20 protein-coding genes and 1 pseudogene are annotated in these 17,999 nt (G+C 69.3%); 14 read left to right on the plus strand and 7 right to left on the minus strand.

Annotated elements, in window-relative coordinates; genetic code table 11:
* The first annotated feature begins 51 nt into the window (after positions 1 to 51).
* Entirely contained in the window at positions 52 to 1,272 is a 1,221-nt protein-coding gene (locus ACWGKJ_RS23170) for an MFS transporter (protein WP_385018069.1), read from the plus strand.
* Between the two features lie 111 nt (positions 1,273 to 1,383).
* On the plus strand, positions 1,384 to 2,922 hold the full coding sequence (locus ACWGKJ_RS23175) for an FAD-dependent monooxygenase (protein WP_385018071.1): 1,539 nt from the start codon (positions 1,384 to 1,386) through the stop codon (positions 2,920 to 2,922).
* Between the two features lie 54 nt (positions 2,923 to 2,976).
* On the opposite strand, the gene ACWGKJ_RS23180 is transcribed toward ACWGKJ_RS23175, so the two are convergent.
* A complete protein-coding gene (locus tag ACWGKJ_RS23180; RefSeq protein WP_385018073.1) occupies positions 2,977 to 3,576 on the minus strand; it encodes an HD domain-containing protein in 600 nt (199 codons plus the stop codon).
* Positions 3,577 to 3,802: 226 nt separating this feature from the next.
* Here ACWGKJ_RS23180 and ACWGKJ_RS23185 point away from each other — a divergent pair, with 226 nt between their 5' ends.
* From ACWGKJ_RS23185 to sufU, 3 genes are read left to right on the plus strand one after another with little or no spacing between them, the layout of a single operon-like run.
* Positions 3,803 to 4,636: a hypothetical protein gene (locus tag ACWGKJ_RS23185; RefSeq protein ID WP_385018075.1), complete on the plus strand. Its 834-nt coding sequence runs from the start codon at positions 3,803 to 3,805 to the stop codon at positions 4,634 to 4,636.
* On the plus strand, positions 4,633 to 5,943 hold the full coding sequence (locus ACWGKJ_RS23190) for a cysteine desulfurase (protein WP_385018077.1): 1,311 nt from the start codon (positions 4,633 to 4,635) through the stop codon (positions 5,941 to 5,943). Before ACWGKJ_RS23185 ends, ACWGKJ_RS23190 begins: the two co-directional genes overlap by 4 nt.
* Position 5,944: 1 nt before the next feature.
* Complete coding sequence (gene sufU / locus ACWGKJ_RS23195) at positions 5,945 to 6,400, plus strand: Fe-S cluster assembly sulfur transfer protein SufU (protein ID WP_385018079.1); 456 nt, start codon at positions 5,945 to 5,947, stop codon at positions 6,398 to 6,400.
* Between the two features lie 110 nt (positions 6,401 to 6,510).
* Here sufU and ACWGKJ_RS23200 read toward each other — a convergent pair whose 3' ends face one another.
* A complete protein-coding gene (locus tag ACWGKJ_RS23200) occupies positions 6,511 to 7,236 on the minus strand; it encodes a dienelactone hydrolase family protein (protein ID WP_385018081.1) in 726 nt (241 codons plus the stop codon).
* A 147-nt stretch (positions 7,237 to 7,383) separates the two neighbouring features.
* Positions 7,384 to 7,911, minus strand: coding sequence for a cupin domain-containing protein (locus ACWGKJ_RS23205; RefSeq protein WP_385018083.1), 528 nt, complete (start codon positions 7,909 to 7,911; stop codon positions 7,384 to 7,386).
* A gap of 126 nt (positions 7,912 to 8,037) precedes the next feature.
* On the opposite strand from ACWGKJ_RS23205, the gene ACWGKJ_RS23210 reads away from it, so the two are divergent.
* A complete protein-coding gene (locus ACWGKJ_RS23210; protein ID WP_385018085.1) occupies positions 8,038 to 8,922 on the plus strand; it encodes a helix-turn-helix transcriptional regulator in 885 nt (294 codons plus the stop codon).
* A 107-nt stretch (positions 8,923 to 9,029) separates the two neighbouring features.
* On the opposite strand, the gene ACWGKJ_RS23215 is transcribed toward ACWGKJ_RS23210, so the two are convergent.
* Genes ACWGKJ_RS23215 through ACWGKJ_RS23225 form a run of 3 tightly spaced genes read right to left on the minus strand, consistent with a single transcriptional unit; the run spans position 9,030 to position 10,248 of the window.
* A complete protein-coding gene (locus ACWGKJ_RS23215; protein WP_385018087.1) occupies positions 9,030 to 9,224 on the minus strand; it encodes a DUF397 domain-containing protein in 195 nt (64 codons plus the stop codon).
* A complete protein-coding gene (locus ACWGKJ_RS23220; protein ID WP_385018089.1) occupies positions 9,221 to 9,427 on the minus strand; it encodes a DUF397 domain-containing protein in 207 nt (68 codons plus the stop codon). The genes ACWGKJ_RS23215 and ACWGKJ_RS23220 overlap by 4 nt, the downstream gene beginning before the upstream one ends.
* Complete coding sequence (locus ACWGKJ_RS23225) at positions 9,424 to 10,248, minus strand: helix-turn-helix domain-containing protein (RefSeq protein ID WP_385018091.1); 825 nt, start codon at positions 10,246 to 10,248, stop codon at positions 9,424 to 9,426. Before ACWGKJ_RS23225 ends, ACWGKJ_RS23220 begins: the two co-directional genes overlap by 4 nt.
* Positions 10,249 to 10,392: 144 nt before the next feature.
* Between ACWGKJ_RS23225 and ACWGKJ_RS23230 the strand changes: the two genes are divergently transcribed.
* From ACWGKJ_RS23230 to ACWGKJ_RS23240, 3 genes and pseudogenes are all read left to right on the plus strand, one after another.
* The gene (locus ACWGKJ_RS23230; protein ID WP_385018093.1) at positions 10,393 to 10,695 is read left to right on the plus strand and encodes a hypothetical protein; all 303 of its coding nucleotides are present in this window, start codon (positions 10,393 to 10,395) and stop codon (positions 10,693 to 10,695) included.
* Between the two features lie 261 nt (positions 10,696 to 10,956).
* Positions 10,957 to 11,763, plus strand: a complete 807-nt coding sequence (locus ACWGKJ_RS23235) for an SDR family oxidoreductase (protein WP_385018095.1) — start codon at positions 10,957 to 10,959, stop codon at positions 11,761 to 11,763.
* Between the two features lie 43 nt (positions 11,764 to 11,806).
* Positions 11,807 to 11,953 (plus strand): annotated as a pseudogene (locus ACWGKJ_RS23240) (IS5/IS1182 family transposase); the annotation flags it as partial.
* Between the two features lie 125 nt (positions 11,954 to 12,078).
* Here the strand turns inward: ACWGKJ_RS23240 and ACWGKJ_RS23245 are convergent.
* On the minus strand, positions 12,079 to 12,348 hold the full coding sequence (locus ACWGKJ_RS23245; protein WP_385018097.1) for a hypothetical protein: 270 nt from the start codon (positions 12,346 to 12,348) through the stop codon (positions 12,079 to 12,081).
* A gap of 116 nt (positions 12,349 to 12,464) precedes the next feature.
* Between ACWGKJ_RS23245 and ACWGKJ_RS23250 the strand changes: the two genes are divergently transcribed.
* From ACWGKJ_RS23250 to ACWGKJ_RS23270, 5 genes are all read left to right on the plus strand, one after another.
* Positions 12,465 to 13,358, plus strand: coding sequence for a helix-turn-helix transcriptional regulator (locus ACWGKJ_RS23250; protein ID WP_385018133.1), 894 nt, complete (start codon positions 12,465 to 12,467; stop codon positions 13,356 to 13,358).
* Between the two features lie 144 nt (positions 13,359 to 13,502).
* The gene (locus ACWGKJ_RS23255) at positions 13,503 to 14,141 is read left to right on the plus strand and encodes a hypothetical protein (RefSeq protein ID WP_385018099.1); all 639 of its coding nucleotides are present in this window, start codon (positions 13,503 to 13,505) and stop codon (positions 14,139 to 14,141) included.
* Between the two features lie 259 nt (positions 14,142 to 14,400).
* A complete protein-coding gene (locus tag ACWGKJ_RS23260; RefSeq protein ID WP_385018101.1) occupies positions 14,401 to 15,978 on the plus strand; it encodes an FMN-binding glutamate synthase family protein in 1,578 nt (525 codons plus the stop codon).
* An 80-nt stretch (positions 15,979 to 16,058) separates the two neighbouring features.
* Positions 16,059 to 16,817, plus strand: coding sequence for an alpha/beta hydrolase family protein (locus ACWGKJ_RS23265; RefSeq protein ID WP_385018103.1), 759 nt, complete (start codon positions 16,059 to 16,061; stop codon positions 16,815 to 16,817).
* A 52-nt stretch (positions 16,818 to 16,869) separates the two neighbouring features.
* Positions 16,870 to 17,985, plus strand: coding sequence for an ADP-ribosylglycohydrolase family protein (locus ACWGKJ_RS23270; RefSeq protein ID WP_385018105.1), 1,116 nt, complete (start codon positions 16,870 to 16,872; stop codon positions 17,983 to 17,985).
* Positions 17,986 to 17,999 lie beyond the last annotated feature (14 nt).

Consider the following 17,999-nt stretch of genomic DNA (forward strand, 5'->3'; position numbering starts at 1 on the left):
GCCCCCGTCGGCGCTGCGCCGCCGCCTGCGAGAGCCGCGACCGTGGTCCTGGTGGCGGGCTTCGTGCTGCTCAGCCTCAACACCCGGGTCGCGTTCGGCCAGCTCGGTCCGCTCGCCCCGGTGGCGGGGTTCAGCACCGGGGCGGTGACCGCCCTCGGCCTGCTGCCACCGCTCTGCATGGGCGTATTCGCCCCGCTCGGCTCCCTGGTGCGGCGCAGGTTCGGTGAGGAGCGCGGGCTGTTCTGGGCCAGTGCCCTGCTGCTCGCCGGGGCGCTCGTCCGGATGCTGGGCCTGCCCGGTCTCTTCGTCGGCACGGTGCTCGTCAGCGTGGCCACAGCCGTGGTGAACGTCCTGGTCCCGGTCTTCGTACGGAGCCGGTTCACCCACCGCAGGGTCGGCGTGATGATGGGCGTCTACGCCCTCTCCATGGGGGCGGGATCGGCGCTGATCGCGGTGCTGATGGTCCCGGTGTGGCAGGCGAGCGGCCACTCCTGGCAGACCGCGATCGGCCTGGCCGTGATCCCGGCGGCGCTGGCGGCGGCAGGCATCGCACCGCAGACACGCCACCGCGCCGGGCGTACGGGGCGGGCACCTGCGGCGCGGGTCCTGCCGGCCGGGGAAGGCACGGGCACCACCGCCACCGCGGGCACCGCCACCGTGCTGCGGACCGGGCTGGTGTGGAGCCTGGCCGCCTTCTTCGGCCTGCAGACGCTGCTCTTCTACACCACCCTCGCCTGGCTGCCCGCGATCCTCGTGGACGCCGGGGTGGCCGAGGCGACGGCCGGCTCCATGCAGTCGCTCTTCATCCTTGGCATCGCCATCGGCGGGTTCACCGTGCCGGTGCTGGCCGCGGCCCGCTCCGACCAGCGGCCGCACCTCGTCGCGATCATCCTGGTCTGCGCGGCCGGATACACCGGCCTGCTCATCGCGCCCGCCGCCGCCCCCGCACTCTGGGCGATCGTGCTCGGCGCCGGGCTGGGCGGCGGCCAGGCGGTGGCCGGGGTGCTGTACGTGAAGCGGGGCAGGGACCACGAACACGTGGCCGCCCTGTCCACGGTGGCGCAGACGGCCGGATACCTGCTGGCCGCCACCGGGCCGGTGACCGCTTCCGTACTGCACGCGACGACCGGGTCGTGGAGCGTCCCGCTGCTCATGTTCCTGGGTCTGCTCGCGCTGAGCGTGCTGGTGAGCCTGCGGGCGGGACACGACACCGGGAAGGGGAATGAGAAGGGCGAGAAGGAAACTCCACCTCTCGCCACTCCTAACGTATAGCGCACCGGGGGGCTTGCGGCAAGGCCCTGGTCATGGCGGAGAATCGCCGACCGAAGCCGTGACCGGGGATCCGGCTTCCGGGAAATCAGCGCAGGTGAACTGGGGGTTGTGATGATCGACGTGATCGTGGCCGGCGGCGGACCGACCGGCATGATGCTCGCCGCGGAGCTGCGGCTGCACGGCGTACGGGTGCTCGTCCTGGAGAAGGAACCGGAGCCGGTCACGTACGTCCGCGCGCTCGGTCTGCACGCGCGCAGCATCGAGGTGATGGACCAGCGCGGTCTGCTGGAGCGGTTCCTCGCGGAGGGCAGGAAGTATCCGCTCGGCGGCTTCTTCGCCGCCATCAGGAAGCCCGCCCCCGGCGGCCTCGACACCGCGCACGGGTACGTCCTCGGTATCCCGCAGCCCGTCACCGACCGTCTGCTGGCCGAACACGCCACCGAGCTGGGCGCCGAGATCCGGCGCGGCTGCGAGGTGGTCGGACTGAGCCAGTCCGGGGACGGTGACGGTGCCGGGTACGGCGCCAAGGACGAGGACGGTGACGGGAGCGGGGACGGTGACGGGGCCGGGGCCAGGGCCGGAGTGGCCGTAGAGCTGAGTGACGGCACGGTGCTGCGCGCCCGCTACGTAGTGGGCTGTGACGGCGGCCGCAGCACGGTGCGGAAACTGCTCGGCATCGGCTTCCCCGGTGAGCCCAGCCGGGTCGAGACGCTGCTGGGCGAGATGGAGGTGACCGCCCCGCAGGAGACGGTGGACGCCGTGATGGCCGAGGTCCGCAAGACCCAGTTCCGGTTCGGTCTGGGGCCTGTCGGGGACGGGGCGTACCGCGTCGTCGTGCCCGCCGACGGGCTGGCCTTGGACCGCACCCCGCCGACCCTCGACGAGTTCCGGCAGCGGCTGCGGGCTGTCGCGGGCACCGACTTCGGTGTGCACTCGCCGCGTTGGCTCTCCCGCTTCGGCGACGCCACCCGGCTGGCCGAGCGCTTCAGGGCCGGGCGCGTGCTGCTGGCCGGGGACGCGGCGCACATCCACCCGCCGACCGGCGGGCAGGGCCTCAACCTCGGTATCCAGGACGCGTTCAACCTGGGCTGGAAACTGGCCGCCACGGTCAACGGCTGGGCGCCGGACGGGCTGCTCGACAGCTACCAGGCCGAACGGCGCCCGGTCGCCGCCGACGTACTGGACAACACCCGCGCCCAGATGGAGCTGATGTCCACCGAGCCGGGCGCCCGAGCGGTGCGCCGACTGGTGTCGGAACTGATGGATTTCGACGACGTCAACCGGCTCCTGACCGAGAAGCTCATCGCGACAGCGATCCGCTACGACTTCAGTGAGGGCGGGGCCGAGGGCAAGGGCGAGTGCGAGGGCGAAGTCCACGGACTGCTCGGCCGCCGCCTGCGCGACGTACAGCTGAAACGCGGCCATCTGTACGGACTGATGCACGCGGGCCGCGGCCTGCTGCTCGACCAGACCGGCGGCCTCTCCGCGGCGGGCTGGGCGGACCGGGTCGACCACGTGACGGACGTCAGTGAGGAACTGGACGCGCCCGCGGTACTGCTGCGGCCGGACGGCCATGTGGCATGGGCAGGCGACGACCAGCAGCAGCTGCTGGCCGCCCTGCCGAAGTGGTTCGGCGCCGCGTCCGACTGACCGGGGGCCGGACCCCGCGCAGGGGGGCCGGCGGGGGCGGAAGGGGAGGGAGGGTCAGGACGCCGGAGCGAGCAGCCCCTGAGCCACAGCCGCGTCCCTGACCTCCTGGTACAGGGCGGTGAGGGCCTCGCTCACCTGGACGCGCGGCAGTTGGAGCCGGTCCAGTGCCTCCGCGTCGGCGCCGACGTCCTGCCACCCCTGACCGGTCAGGAACCGCATCAGCGCGGGGTTGAGCCGGTCCACTCCACGGACGATCCGGGCCTCGGGCGTCTCCCCTTCCTCGTACTCGTGCCACAGACCGAGGAACTCATCGCCGAGCCCGCCCGGGAGGGGCGCGAACCGGCGCTGGGCGACCTCTTCCTCGATCCGGGCCTTGTCGTCGTCGGGCCGGGCCTTCCAGGCCGACGGGTCGCCCGCGTCGATCTCCACGAGGTCGTGCATCAGGCACAGCTTGAGCATCTTTTCCAGGTCGAGGGAGTGGCCGCATTCCCGCTCGAACTCGCGGTGCAGAATCCAGCTGACCAGCGCCAGATGCCATGAATGTTCGGCCACACTCTCTTTTCTGGCCGAGGTGGCATTGTTGTGCCGGTCAACTTCCCGGAGGCGGGCGGTGAAGGCGATGAAGTCGAATACTTCGCGAAGGTTGCCGTCCATGGCATCTGCCTTATTTTTTCGTCGCATTGATGTTCTGGGGTCCGCGTGCGGACTTTAGCACCGACGATGTGCGGGGGTGCATTTTTCGGCCAGTAAGAGCCCTCATCGTCCGACGCGGATGGGCAGTTGGGGCCCGTCGAAACTGTCCAAAAGTCATCGTTGACCGGGGTCTGGGCCAGTTCTAGTTTGCTACGTGCCATAACCGTAGATCAGCGAGGAGATTCTCGTGGCGAAATTTTATGCGGAGTCGGAACTCGACGGCGTACTGTCGGGGTTCCGCTCGCGCGGCTCCGCGACGCTCAAGGAATGCCTGGAACCGGGAACGCTGTGGCAGCCCGTATTCCAGGTCACGATCATGGCGAATGCGGAGAACGGCCCCAGTGTGCTGACCGGTACCCGCAGGGCCGAAAGCAACCCCACCCACCCCAATGTCATCAGTACACCGACCAGCATGCTCCCGTTAGAATTCGCCCGATGTTACGCCGAGAGCGTCACGGCTTCGGCGACGGAGCTGGTCCCGGTCCATCTCACCCAGCTGCGGGCCGACGACCTGAGGACCGTGGCCCGTTTCCCCGAGGGCGAGCGGGGGGCCGCGGTCCCCGACCCGTCATCGGCGTTGCCGTTCCTGGTGGGTGACCTGCTCGCCCGTAAACTCGGCTGTGAGAGCGCCATGGAGGCCGCGTCCCGCGAGAAGCCGCTCGGCGAGTGCCGCATCTCCATGATCGGGGCCGGCTTCAGCTATGTCGCGGACCGCCCCACGGAGGACCCAGAGACGTTCGAGCCGCTCTACGAACCGCTGTTGATGTTCGGTGCGGTCCTGGAGCTCAAGGACCCGGCCGTCATACCCGAGCACACCTCCTCGTACAAGGATCTGTGCTGGACGGCGCCCGAGGACTTCGCCGAGGGCGTCCGTACCAAGCGCATCGAGAGCTTCAACCCGAAGTTCCTCGACGGGGCCGACGCAGCGGACAGCGACAGCGTCACCGTCTGCGCCCGCGGCCTGTGCCTCCAGACCACCAACAAGGTGCTGGCGGACCTCGGCAACGGTGCCTCCGCATGAATGTCGCAGACAGAGCCCAGGCGCTTGATCCGGCCCGGATCCGCTCCGACTTCCCGATCCTGCGCCGAACTGTCGAGGGCGAGCGGCTGGTCTACCTCGACTCCGCGGCGACCGCCCAGCGGCCCGTGCAGGTGCTCGACGCGGAGCGCACCTTCTCGGAGACATCGAACGCGGCCGCGCACCGGGGAGCACACCAACTCGCCGAGGAGGCGACCGCGGCCTACGAACAGGCCCGCACACAGGTCGCGGACTTCATCGGCGCGGACCCCGGCGAAGTGGTGTTCACCAAGAACGCCACCGAAGGCATCAACCTCGTCGCCTACGCGATGAGCAACGCCGCCACATCGGGTGACGCGTGCACACGGTTCCGGGTCGGGCCCGGCGACGAGATCGTGGTGACCGAGATGGAACACCACGCCAACCTGGTGCCCTGGCAGGAACTGTGCCGGCGCACAGGCGCGACGCTGCGCTGGCTCGGCGTCACCGACGACGGCCGGCTCGATCTCACCGACCTGGACACCGTGGTGACGGCGCGCACCCGGCTGGTCGCCTTCTCCCACCAGTCGAACGTGCTCGGCACGGTCAATCCGGTCCGCCGGATCGTCGCCAGGGCCGCCGATGTGGGTGCGCTCACCCTGCTGGACGCCTGCCAGTCCGTACCGCATCTCGGAGTCGACTTCCACGAGTCGGGGGTGGACTTCGCGGTCTTCAGCGGGCACAAGATGCTCGGCCCGTTCGGCATGGGCGTCCTGTACGGGCGGCGTGAACTGCTCGATTCCATGCCTCCGTTCCTCACCGGCGGTTCCATGATCGAGGTCGTCGAAATGACGGAGTCCACCTACGCTCCGCCGCCCCAGCGGTTCGAGCCCGGTGTCCCCATGGCCTCCCAGGCAGTCGGTCTTGCCGCAGCGGTGCGCTACCTGACAGCCGTGGGCATGGACCGCGTCGCCGCCCACGAACGGCTGCTCACCGAAGCCGCCCTCACCACCCTCGGCGCCATGGAAGGCGTACGCGTCCTCGGCCCCACCGCGCTGACCGACCGTGGCAGCGCGGTGTCCTTCACCGTCGACGGCGTACACCCGCACGATGTCGGCCAGGTCCTGGACGCACGGGGCGTCGCCGTACGGGTCGGGCACCACTGCGCCTCGCCGCTCCACCGCAGGCTGGGCGTTCCGGCCAGTGTGCGGGCCAGTTTCTACCTCTACAACGGGCTCGCGGACATCGAGGCGCTGGCCGCTGGGGTCGAGGAGGCACAGTCGCTCTTCGGGACCGGCGCGCCGGACGCGATGAGGATCGGGGGTCGGTGACATGCGCCTGACGACCGAACACCAGGCGATCATCCTGGCCCACTACCGGGCCCCGCACCACCGCGGCCTGCGGGAGCCGTACGACGTGGAGATCAAGCAGTTCAACCCGATGTGCGGGGACGAACTGACCCTGCGCGTCAGCCTGACAGGAGAGGGGGACCGCACCGCCATCGACGATGTCTCCTACGAGGTGCAGGGCTGCTCGATCAGCCAGGCTTCAGTCTCGGTGATGACGGATCTGGTCATCGGCCGTCGCACACGGGAAGCGGCCGAACTGCACACGGAGTTCGCGTCCCTGCTGCGCGAACGTGTGCCTGACGGAGAATCCTGGCCGCCTCACCTGGCCGAGACGGTCGCCTTCCGCGATGTGTCCCGGTACCCGGCGCGGGTCAAGTGCGCGCTGCTCTCCTGGACTGCACTACGGAGAGCGCTGCAGCGACCGGACGCGGCAGCCTGACCGGACCCTGCTGAAAGCGGCCCTCCGGAGCACGGGACCGTCATGGCGATCGCCTCCCGGCCCCGGGGAGCGAGACGGGCGGTGAGGCGTCCGAGCGTGGACTGGCCGGATCACTCCGTCACGGGCAGACACTCGGCGAGCAGGTCGACCACATCGCGCCAGGCTCGCTGTGCGTGCCGTGGGTGGTAGCCGACGCCGGGACGCACCGTGTGGTCGACCGACGGGTGGTGGAAGGCGTGAAGGGCGCCGCCGTAGACCGTGAGGCGCCAGTCGACGCCCGCGGCCTGCATCTCTGCGGTGAACGCCTCCCGCTGCGCGGGGGCCATGATCGGGTCTTCCGACCCGACCCCGGCCCATACCGGGCAGCGGATGCGTGCCGCCTCGCCCGGTCGGCCCGTGGTCAGGGCGTTGACTGTCGCGATCGCGCGCAGGCTGACGCCTTCGCGCCCGAGTTCCAGCCCGACGGCGCCCCCGGTGCCGTAGCCGACGGCGGCGATCCGGTCGGGGTCGGTCCGCGGTTCGGTGCGCAGCACGTCCAGCGCCGCGTGGCCGATGCCCCGCATCCGGTCGGGGTCGGCGAGCAGTGGCATGCACCGAGCCAGCATCTCCTCCGGGTCTTCCAGATAGCGTCCGCCGTGGAGGTCGAAGGCCAGCACCACGTATCCCAGCTCGGCGAGAGCATCGGCCCGTCGGCGCTCGACGTCGCTGAGCCCCGTGCCCTCTGGCCCGAGCAGCACTGCGGGCCGCCGGTCGACACCGGCCGGGAGCGCGAGGTACCCGATCATCGTCAGACCGTCGGCCTGGTACTGGACCGTGCGCGTGGTGATCGTCGTCATGAGCCTGGATCGTAGAGATCGTCGAGTCCGATCGGGCCGGGATTCGCCGCTGGCAGAACAGCGCGGGTGTCCCTCTGAAATGCGGCGGTGGCTCACGGGACTCGTCACACAAGCAACTCACGATGGAGATCTTTTACGGGACGGCCCTCAGGCGAAGTCGTCGTGGTCAATACCGATGATGACGGCCGCACAGACCGCCGGCACGTCACCGTTATTGGCCCACCGGTGCTTCGTCCCGTTCTGGATGATCGTGTCGCCTGCCTTCATGGTCTTGCTGACACCATCGTCGAGTTCGAGGGTGATTTCCCCGGACAGGACCACCATCAGGTCGATGCTGGCCGTCTTGTGCATCCCGCCGCCTTCGGGGAAATGACCGTCGAATCCGTGACGCATTTGCCGCCGCGGGGTAAACGTCCCTGGCGCCGGATCCGGCAACGGGTCTGCGCCCTTCGGCGCCAGTGTGACCATGACATAGCGAAACCCGCCGGTCCTCGGGAAGTACTCGTCTTCACAGGCAGGCTCCGCACCGGTGTCAGGGAAGTGCACGCCTCTGTAGTCACCGCCCCAGATCTGGTAAATAGGGCCACCACCTCCGTCGTGCTCAAGCTCCACGTCGCTGGCAAAAACAGCCTTTCCCTCCGCGCTATGGCCAGTGGTTACTCGTCTGATCGTCATGGTGAGCTCCCTGATGCGTCCGTTTCCCCGCCATGAAACCCGTATGCGTACGCGGGTGGGAGTTACTGCTCTTCCGGGTAACGGCAGTACCTCCCCGCACACGGCCGTACGACCTACGGTGGTGAGGTGACCGACAGCAAGAGGAATGAGCAGGCCGACGCGGTGCGGGAGTTCCTCGGTACCCGTCGCGCCCGCATGACGCCCCAGCGGGCAGGACTGCCCGTATTCGGCGCCAAACGACGGGTGACCGGATTGCGCCGGGAGGAGGTGGCACTGCTGGCCGGGATGAGCATTGACTACTACATCCGCCTTGAGCGCGGGAACTTGAGCGGCGCCTCGGACTCGGTGCTGGACTCCTTGTCCCACGCACTCCAGCTCGACGATGCCGAGCGGGCCTACCTCTACGACCTGGCCCGCGCGGCCACCGCGTCCGGGCGTCGGCCACCCGCTGCGACCGGGCGGATCCGGCCGGTGGTCCAGCGGATGCTCGACGCGATGACCGACCTGCCGGCCTACATCCGCAACGGGCGGTTCGACATCCTCGCCGCCAACTCTCTCGGCCGGGCTCTGTATGCCCCGGTCTACGATTCCCCGTTGTTCGCGCAGCGTGGTCCGGTCAACACCGCGCGGTTCCTGTTCCTCGATCCTGGTTCCGCCGATTTCTGGCCCGAGTGGGAGAAAGCCGCCAACGACTCAGTCGCCTTCCTGCGCACCGAGACCGGCCGCTCGCCGCACGACAAGGGCCTGACGGACCTGATCGGAGAGCTCTCCACGCGGAGCGACGAGTTCGCCCAGCGTTGGGCCAGGCACGACGTGAAGTTCCACCGCTCCGGCGTGAAGCAACTCCACCACCCGCTCGTCGGGAACCTGGCCCTGCCCTACGAAGCCCTCGATGTGACCGCTGACCCGGGACTCCGCATCACCATCTACGCGCCCGAGCCCGACTCGTCCGAACGCCAGACACTCGATCTTCTGGCCAGCTGGGCCGGCTCGACCGCACGCGAGCGCTGACAACCGTCACCCCGACCGGGCAAACCTTGCCTGGCACGGCACTGGTGAGCAGACCTGAACCTGCCTCGGGGTGACGGAACGCCGACGTGGCCGTGGAGGGGGCGAGTTCATCGCCCGGCGGTGAACTCCACGAAGGCGGCCCATGCCGAGTCGGGGAAGACGAGTGCGGGGCCGGTGGGGGCGGTTTTGCTGTCGCGTACGGGGGTGATGCCGGGGTAGTTGTCTGCGACCTCGACGCAGTTCGTCTGTCCGCCGTCGCTGTAGCTGGACTTGCGCCAAATCGCGGTGGAGAGGTCGGTCACGGCGTTTCCTTCCGTACGGCTTGGATGAAGCTGGTCCAGGCCGAGTCGGGGAAGATCAGGGCGGGCCCGGCGGGGGCCTTGCTGTCGCGTACGGGAACGAGGCCCGGGTAGCCGTGTGCGACCTCGACGCAGTTGTTTGCTCCCCCGTCGCTGTAGCTCGACTTGCACCAGTGCGCGGTGGAGAGGTCGGGTGTGCGGTTCATCCTCGGTACTCCTTCAGGACGCCCCTGATGAAGTCAATGGAGTCGGACGGGGGCAGCGCCAGATCTCGCAGCCGATCGTAGGACAGACGGGCGCGCGTGACATCGGCTGGATCTTCCATCAGCTCTGCGCATCGATTGCCTTCCGTATAAGCAACCGCGCTCCCGTCCTCCTGCCAGAGCAACGTCAGCGAGCCGTCCATCAGATGGTGCGCTCCTGCTGAGAAAGGGAGGATCTGAAGAGTGACCAGAGGGAGTTGTGCGACCTGAACGAGGTGCTCCAGCTGCGCCATCCATGCTTCGGGGTCTGTCACCGGTCGGCGGAGCGCGTACTCGTCCATGATGATCCGGACCGAGGGAGCTGGATTGCGGTGGAGCAGCTGCTGCCGCCCGAGACGGGCTATTACCTGCTCCTCCACCTGCTCTGCTTCGCTCTCTGTTTCCTGGCCACCGGACAACAGCGCGCGGGCCACTTCCTCGGTTTGCAGGAGGCCCGGGATTCCCAGGGTGAACAGGTGCATGATCCGGGCCGCCTGCTCCAACCGCATGAACTCCTTGTACCTGTCCTTGAACACCTCCCTCCGCGCCACCTTCCAGAGCTGCACCAGCAGCCCCCCGGTCCCGTAATACCGGTCCAGGTCCTTCATCACCGCGAGCTTCGAGAGCCGCTGGCCCACCTCCAGCCGGTACAGATAGCTCTTGTCGTACCGGGTCTCGGCCGCCAGCTCGCTCAGTGACTTGCCGGCCTTCTCGCGTAGGTACCGCAGCGCGCGCCCCAGTGCCGCGCGCCCCGACTCCTCTTCCACTTCGGCGAGTTCGGTCATCGGCCCCTCCTGTTGCCGTGCGCGAGGGCAATCGCGCGTCCCTTCCCGAGCGTAGGGCCAGGACGTAATCATCGGGACACGAACGGTAATCACCGACCGTCAGCCAAGACCCGAACCCCCGAACCCCCCTGTGAGGCGCTGACCATGTCCGATTCCCTGCTCCGGCTGCTGCCCTGGACGTCCCCCGAGGGCAAGCCGTGTTACCTCAGCACGGACGACCCACGCAGCCTGCTCTCCCGGCTGGCCGACGATCTGGAGGACCAGCAGATGGACTCGGCCGAAGCGGTGCTGGCCGGTTCGCGTGCGGTGCTGGCCGATCGGGTGGCGGGGGAGCGGGCCGTACGGTTCGCGCTCACCCGGGCCACTGAGTCGCTCGGGGACGTGCTCCGTATCGCGTACAGCAGGGGAGGGCGGATCGAGGGCGCGGGCTGCGGGGGCGACGAGTAGCGCGTCCGCCGGGAGGGGGTATGGCGTGTTCCCGTACGGCGTGGAAGCGGCCTTGTCCAAACCGGGCGGACGATCCCGAAGAGCACTGAGGTGAGTCAGCGCACCAGGCAAGGGGGGCTCTCGCAGTACCTGTATCACCAGGGTCTCCCGGGCGTCTCAAATGCCTGTCAACGTGGCCGAGTCGAAAGCGCCGACAACACTCCATGGAAAGGCGCTTCAGCTTTACCCCCATCAGTTCCACGGCATAAGGGACAGAGATCAATGGCGGAAAACCAATTCACCACTCACACAGAACTCTTCGATCTGAGTGGGAAGCGCGCCCTTGTCACTGGCGGTACCAAGGGAATCGGGCTGATGATCGCGCGCGGCCTTCTCCAGGCGGGCGCCCGCGTCGTCATCAGCTCACGCCATGCGGACACGTGCGCGGAGGCGCAGCGTCTGCTGTCCGCATTCGGCGATGTCCAAGCAATCCCCGCCGACCTGTCCAGGCACGACGAGTGCCGGCGCCTCGCTGACCTTGTCACGGCCGACTCGGAACGCCTGGACATCCTTGTCAACAACGCGGGAGCGATGTGGCGCGAGCCGCTGGAGACGTTCCCGGACGAGGCATGGGACACGGTCATCGACCTCAACCTCAAGTCGCCGTTCTGGCTGGTGCAGGCGCTGCTCCCCGCACTACGCAAGGCGGGCACCGCCGATGATCCCGCGCGGATCATCAACATCGGCAGTATCGCGGCCATCCACGTCGCCCAGTCGCCCAACTACTCGTACGCCAGCAGCAAAGCGGCACTTCATCAGCTCACCCGCGTACTTGCCAGAGAGCTGGGCCCGCAGCACGTCACGGTGAACGCGGTGGCGCCGGGAGTGTTCCCGTCACACATGATGGCGGCCACGCTCGATGCCATCGGCGACACGATCGCGGCGGCGACCCCGCTGCGCAGGGTCGGCCGGGATGACGACATGGCGGGTACCGCCGTGTTTCTCGCCGGCCGGGCCGGGTCCTACCTCACGGGCACAGTGATCCCGGTGGACGGCGGCATCGCGACGACCGCATCGGGCACCCCTTAGACGCCGTGCCATTTGGCGTGCTGAGTGGTGTTCTGGCGGGACGATCGTGGAGCGTCCGGTCCCGGACGGGTTGTGGGAGTTGTTCCACCGAGTGGTGCCAGTGGCGCCTGTGCGAACGCAAGGTGGTGGGCGGCGGCGCTACGGCGACCGGGAGGTACTGGCCGCCGTGCTGGGCCGCTCGTGCGCGGGATACCGCCGATCCGTCCCGCCGTGGCCCGCGTCGACGCCGACTGGTCGAACTCCATGCGGACAAGGCCTACGAAAACCGCCACTTGCGGCAATGGATCCGTTCCCGGCCCCCTTCGACACTCCAGTTCAGCGCCACTCAGGCGGAATGTTGGCGAGCTGCGCCAGCAGGTCCCAGTCGGCTGAAAGGAACTTGGGGTCGTGCCACTGGGAGCCGCCGGCGACCCAGTACCCACGCAGCTCGCGGACCTGCGACACGTTGTCATCGCCGATGCCGGATTCGTTGTAGCAGCAGGGGCAGATGACGTACTGCGGTACGCCGTACTCGTCGAACACCGCTTCGCCATCGTCGTACCCGCAGATCCGGCATGCGGTCTCGGTCTTGTCGTCCATGCTCATCTCGGCCAGAGCCTACCGATCGACGCCACATGACACGACGTCTTGGTCTGCGGGACGGACGGGAGCCTGCGGGGCCGGAGGCTGCGGGACGGGCTTACGGTGAAGGGATGGCCACGATGGATCCACGCACCGAGATCCGGGAGTTCCTCAGCTCGCGTCGCGCCCGCATCGCACCCGGGCAGGCGGGCCTGCCCGCTTACGGCGGCAACCGCCGGGTCACAGGTCTGCGCCGTGAGGAGGTGGCGCTACTGGCGGGGGTATCGGTCGACTACTACGTGCGCCTGGAGCGCGGCAGCCTCGCCGGTGCATCCGATGGCGTGCTCGACGCGTTGGCCTCTGCCTTGCAGCTCGACGAGGCCGAGCGCGACCACCTGTTCCACCTCGCGCGCCAGTCCAGGGCGCCCGGCGGCCCACGTCGGCGCAAGCGTGCCGTGACGGTGCGCTCGACGCTTCAGCAGGTGCTCGACGCGATCTCCGGTGCGCCTGCCTGGATCTGTAATGGCCGTTATGACGTGCTCGCCATGAACCAACTCGCCCGCGCGCTGTATTCACCGGTGCTGGCCGACCCGCGACGGCCCGCGAACACAGCGCGGTTCGTCTATCTGGATTCCGAGGCGGCCAGAGATTTCTTTGTCGACTACGACCGGATTGCCGGTGACGTGGCCGCGAAGCTCCGCATGGAAGCCGGCCGCAATCCGCACGACGAGGAGCTGACCGCCCTGGTCGGTGAACTGTCGACGTGCAGTGAGCTGTTCCGGCAGCGGTGGGCATCTCAGGACGTACGGCTGCACCGGTCCGGCCGCAAGCGTGTGCGCCATCCGGTCGTGGGCCGGCTCGACTTGGACGTCGAGTCCCTGGAACTGCCCGCCGAACCCGGCCTGCGCCTCAACGTCTACACCGCACCCGCGGGCACACCGACCGCTGACAAGTCGGCGCTCCTGGCGTCGTGGGCGGCCACCCAGCAGACGCCGGGGGCCGAGCTCGAAGCACACAACGGATTCTCTCGGTGATCACCTCCGTCCGTGTCGTCGGCGGGGCAGAGCGAACAGTCGCGCTGTGACCGTGCCATGGCCTCGCCTTCTCAGCGGGATCGGCTCCGTGGGGACTGACCAGTGGCAACGGCTCCGTGGGAACGGCTCAGTAGGATCGGCGCCATGCAGAAGGCACGGGTGGTGTTGATCGGCGGCACCTCGAACGTCGGGAAGTCGACCATCGCCCAAGTCGTCGCGGAGAGCCTCGGGTTCGCCTGTCTGTCGACGGACGGACTGGCACGGCATCCCGGGCGGCCCTGGCGGACGCCGGAGCGGGAGGTGCCGGAGTATGTTGCCGAGCATTACCGCTCGCTCACCGTCGACCAGTTGGTCTCGTCCGTCACCGAGCACTACGAACGGCTCTGGCCCCGCATCGAGGAGCTGATCACGGAGTACGCGGACGGGCGCGGGGCCGGAGCGGGCCTGGTGCTTGAGGGGTCGGCGTTGTTGCCCGCGCGGGTCGCGGGCCTGACGGTTCCCCGTACGGCTGCCATGTGGCTGACCGCGAGTGAGGCGGTCATCCGTGACCGGGTGCGGGAGGCGGGGCGCTACGGGGAAGCGGCGGACGCGGAACGGCTCCTCATGGACAAGTTCCTGGCCCGCGCCCTCCGCTACCAGGAGCTCATGCTGGAGGACGTCGACCGATTGGTACTGGACCGTGTCGACCTGCGCGGCAGCTCGTGCCCCGAAAGGGCGGCCAAGATCGTGCTCATGCTGGTCGACCAGTCCGCGGTCGGTCCGTGCGACGTGTCCGGCTCCTGAGCGACCACCGTGGCTGGCCGCGGCGGGGGCCGGCGGGACGGGCGGTGTGGGTACGTACACGTGTGACGACTGTCACTCCCCGTAACCCTGACCGCAGACCCACCCCTACGGGTCTCTACTATGACGTTCCGTGTTCCCGGCGGACGCTGAACGCCCGCTCGGTCATGCCAGCCGCTCAAACGCCCGACACGACACGACACGACGGCGTCCACCGCATGGCGATGGAATCGAGCATCGAGCATCGAGGAGAGGAACGTTCATGCGCGCCCGGAGCATCGCCGCCGCCACCGCAACAGCACTGGCGGCAGTGGCCGCCCGCGACCTCGTCCAGAAGAAGCACGCGCTGCTCCGGAACTTCCCGGTGATCGGGCACGCCCGGTACCTGCTGGAGACGATCGGACCGGAGCTGCGGCAGTACATCGTGACCTCCAACGACGAAGAGCGCCCCTTCAGCCGTGACCAGCGCACCTGGATCTACGCGTCGGCGAAGGAGGAGAACAACTACTTCGGCTTCGGCACCGACAACGACGTCGAGCACACCCAGGGGCACGCCTACCTGAAGCAGCGCACGTTCGCCGGCCCGCTGCCCGACGCGCACGACCCGCAGTCCCCGCTGCCCTCGGCCAAGGTGCTGGGCGGCCCGCGCGGGCGCGCCAAGGCGTTCCGGCCCGCCAGTGTGGTGAACATCTCGGCGATGAGCTTCGGCTCGCTCTCCGGCGCCGCGGTCACGGCGCTCAACAAGGGGGCGGCCCTGGCGGGCACCCTCCAGAACACCGGGGAGGGCGGCCTCTCCCCGTACCACCGCAACGGCGGCGACCTCATCCTTCAGCTCGGTACGGCGTACTTCGGCTGCCGCAACGAGGACGGCAGCTTCAACCTCGACAAGCTCAAGGCGGTCGTCGCGGGCGCCCCCGTCAAGGCGATAGAGATCAAGCTCTCGCAGGGCGCCAAGCCGGGTCTCGGCGGGATGCTGCCGGGCGCGAAGGTGACACCGGAGATCGCCGAGATCCGTGGCATCCCGGTCGGCAAGGACTGCGCATCGCCCTCGCGGCACACCGCGTTCAGCGATGTCGACTCGCTGCTCGACTTCGTCGAACTGCTCGCCACCGAGACCGGTCTGCCGGTCGGGATCAAGAGCGCGGTGGGCGAGATGGAGTTCTGGCAGGAGCTGGCCACGCTGATGGCGCGGGGCGACCGCGGTGTCGACTTCGTGACCATCGACGGCGGCGAGGGCGGCACCGGGGCGGCGCCGCTGACCTTCGCCGACTCGGTGTCGCTGCCGTTCCGTATGGGGTTCTCCCGGGTCTACGGCACCTTCGCCGAGCTGGGCCTCACCGACGACCTGACCTTCATCGCCTCCGGCAAGCTCGGGCTGCCCGAGAACGCCGCGGTCGCCTTCGCGCTGGGCGCCGACATGATCAACGTGGCGCGTGAGGCGATGCTGTCGATCGGCTGCATCCAGTCGCAGAAGTGCCACACCGACAAGTGCCCCACCGGCATCGCGACCCAGAACCCGCGGCTGGCCCGCGGTATCGACCCGGCATCGAAGTCCAACCGGGCCGCCGTCTACCTGCGCGCTCTGCGCAAGGAGCTGACGAAGGTCTCGGCGGCCGTCGGCGTCGCCCACCCGTCGCTCATCACGGCCGACGACATCGAGATCATGAACGGCGACTACGAGGCCCGCACCCTGCGCGGTGTCTACGGCTACAAGGACGGCTGGGGCGAGCTGGGACCGCAGCTCGCCGATGAGATCACCGCCCTGCTCACGGCCGGGCAGTCGGGCTCCGGGCGGCCGGGCTCCGCACAGCCGGGCCCCGGGCAGAGCCCCGCCGTCTGACGCGACCCGCACCCCCTGCGCCTCGTCCCCGCCCGCCTTGTCCCCGTCCCAAGTACAGCCCCTGCCTAGGTGATCACCACATGTCCGAAAAAGTGAGATTCCCCAGCGTCGTCGGCCCCGAACTGGCCGGATCGATCGAACTGCCCGAGGGCGAGGTCCGGGGCTGGGGGCTCTTCGTGCACGGATTCACCCTTGGCAAGGACTCACCGGCCGCCTCGCGCGTCAGCAAGCAGCTGGCCCGCGAGGGGATCGGAATGCTGCGCTACGACAACCTCGGGATCGGCGAATCGGACGGGGACTGGGGGGACGGTTCCTTCACCGTCAAGGTTCAGGACACGGTCCGCGCGGCGGCTCTGATGGCGGAGCGGGGCACCCCCGTGGACCTGCTGGTGGGGCACTCCTGGGGAGGCGCGGCCGCCCTGGCCGCCTCGGCCGATGTGCCCGGCGTCCGCGCGCTCGCCACCGTCGGGGCGCCCGTCGACCCCAGCCATGTCGAGCGGCAGTACGACGCGGTCATGGACCGCGTGCTCAGCGACGGGGCGCACGAGTGGTTCGTCGGCGGACGGACCCTGGTCCTCAAGCGCGCCTTCGTCGAAGACGTCCGCCACGCCCATCTGCGCGACCGGATAGGCGAGTTGAACCTGCCGCTGCTCGTCCTGCACTCGCCCACCGACGACACCGTCCACATCGACAACGCCGGAGAGATCTTCCGCGAGGCACGGCACCCGCGAAGCTTCGTCGCGCTCGAAGGGGCGGACCACCTCCTGACCGCACGGGGGCAGGCGCGGCGGGCCGCCCACATCATCAGCGCCTGGGCCGACCAGTACATCGACGGCTGAGGGCCCGGCCGACAGGGCCACTCCCCATCCGGTTCAATTAGAGTGCTTCGCCATGAGCGCATCAACCACCCCGCTCTGGGGCCGCACCGAGCAGCAGGACTTCCGCAGCCGGGTGCGCGGTTGCCTGCTGGGCGGTGCGCTCGGCGATGCGCTCGGGGCGGGTGTCGCGGGGCACGGGCTCGACGCGATACGGGAGGCGCACGGCGCCGGCGGGCTCACCGACTTCGTCGCCGTGTACGGCAGACGCGGGGCGGTCACGGCCGCGACCCAGCTCTCCCTGTTCACCGTCGACGGCCTGATACGCGCGCAGGTCCGCCGGGACACGGGCGCCTGGCATCCGCCGACCGATGTGTACCGGGCCCATCTGCGGTGGGCGGCGACCCAGCGCGAGTGGGGCCCCGACGAGCGCCGCAAGGACAACGGCTGGCTCGCCTGCGAGGAGTGGCTGTACGCCCGCCGCGACCCGGCACGGAGCTGTCTGGCCGGGTTCGGCGACGAGGTGATGGGCACCCTGGACGAACCCAGGAACCCGGAGGCGCGCGACGCGTCCGCCGTCAGCAGGTCCGCTCCCTTCGGGCTGCTGGTCGGCTGGGAGCCGGGCCTCGTCTTCCAACTGGCCGTCGAGTGCGCCGCACAGACCCACGGCCACCCCACCGGCTATCTGAGCGCCGGAGCGCACGCCGTCATCGTGCACGGGCTCGCGCGCGGCGAGAGCCTGGATGCGGCGGTGCAGCGCGCGCTGGGCCAGCTGACCCCGCGCCCCGGCCACCAGCCGGTCACCGACGCCCTCCAGCACGCGCTCGGCGCCGTACGCCAGGGGATGCCGAACCCAGCCCGGGTCGAATCGCTGGGCGGCGGCGAACTGGCCGAGGACGCGCTCGCGATCGGGGTGTACTGCGCGCTGGTCGGCGAGGACGTACGCCATGGGCTGCGCCTCGCCGTCAACCACAGCGGACCGTCCCAGGCCACCGGCGCCATCTGCGGAAGCCTGCTGGGCGCCCTGCACGGCGAGACCGCCCTGCCGCCGGGGTGGCTCGCGGAGCTGGAGGGGCGCGCCACGCTGCTCCAGCTCGCCGACGACTTCTCGATGGAGATGACCCAGGGCCCGGCCCTGCACAGCCCGGCGCTGACCACCCCGGCCTGGCTGGAGCGCTACCCGAGGGGCTGACGGAGCCGGCCGGT

This window comes from Streptomyces sp. NPDC054757 (assembly GCF_053612185.1).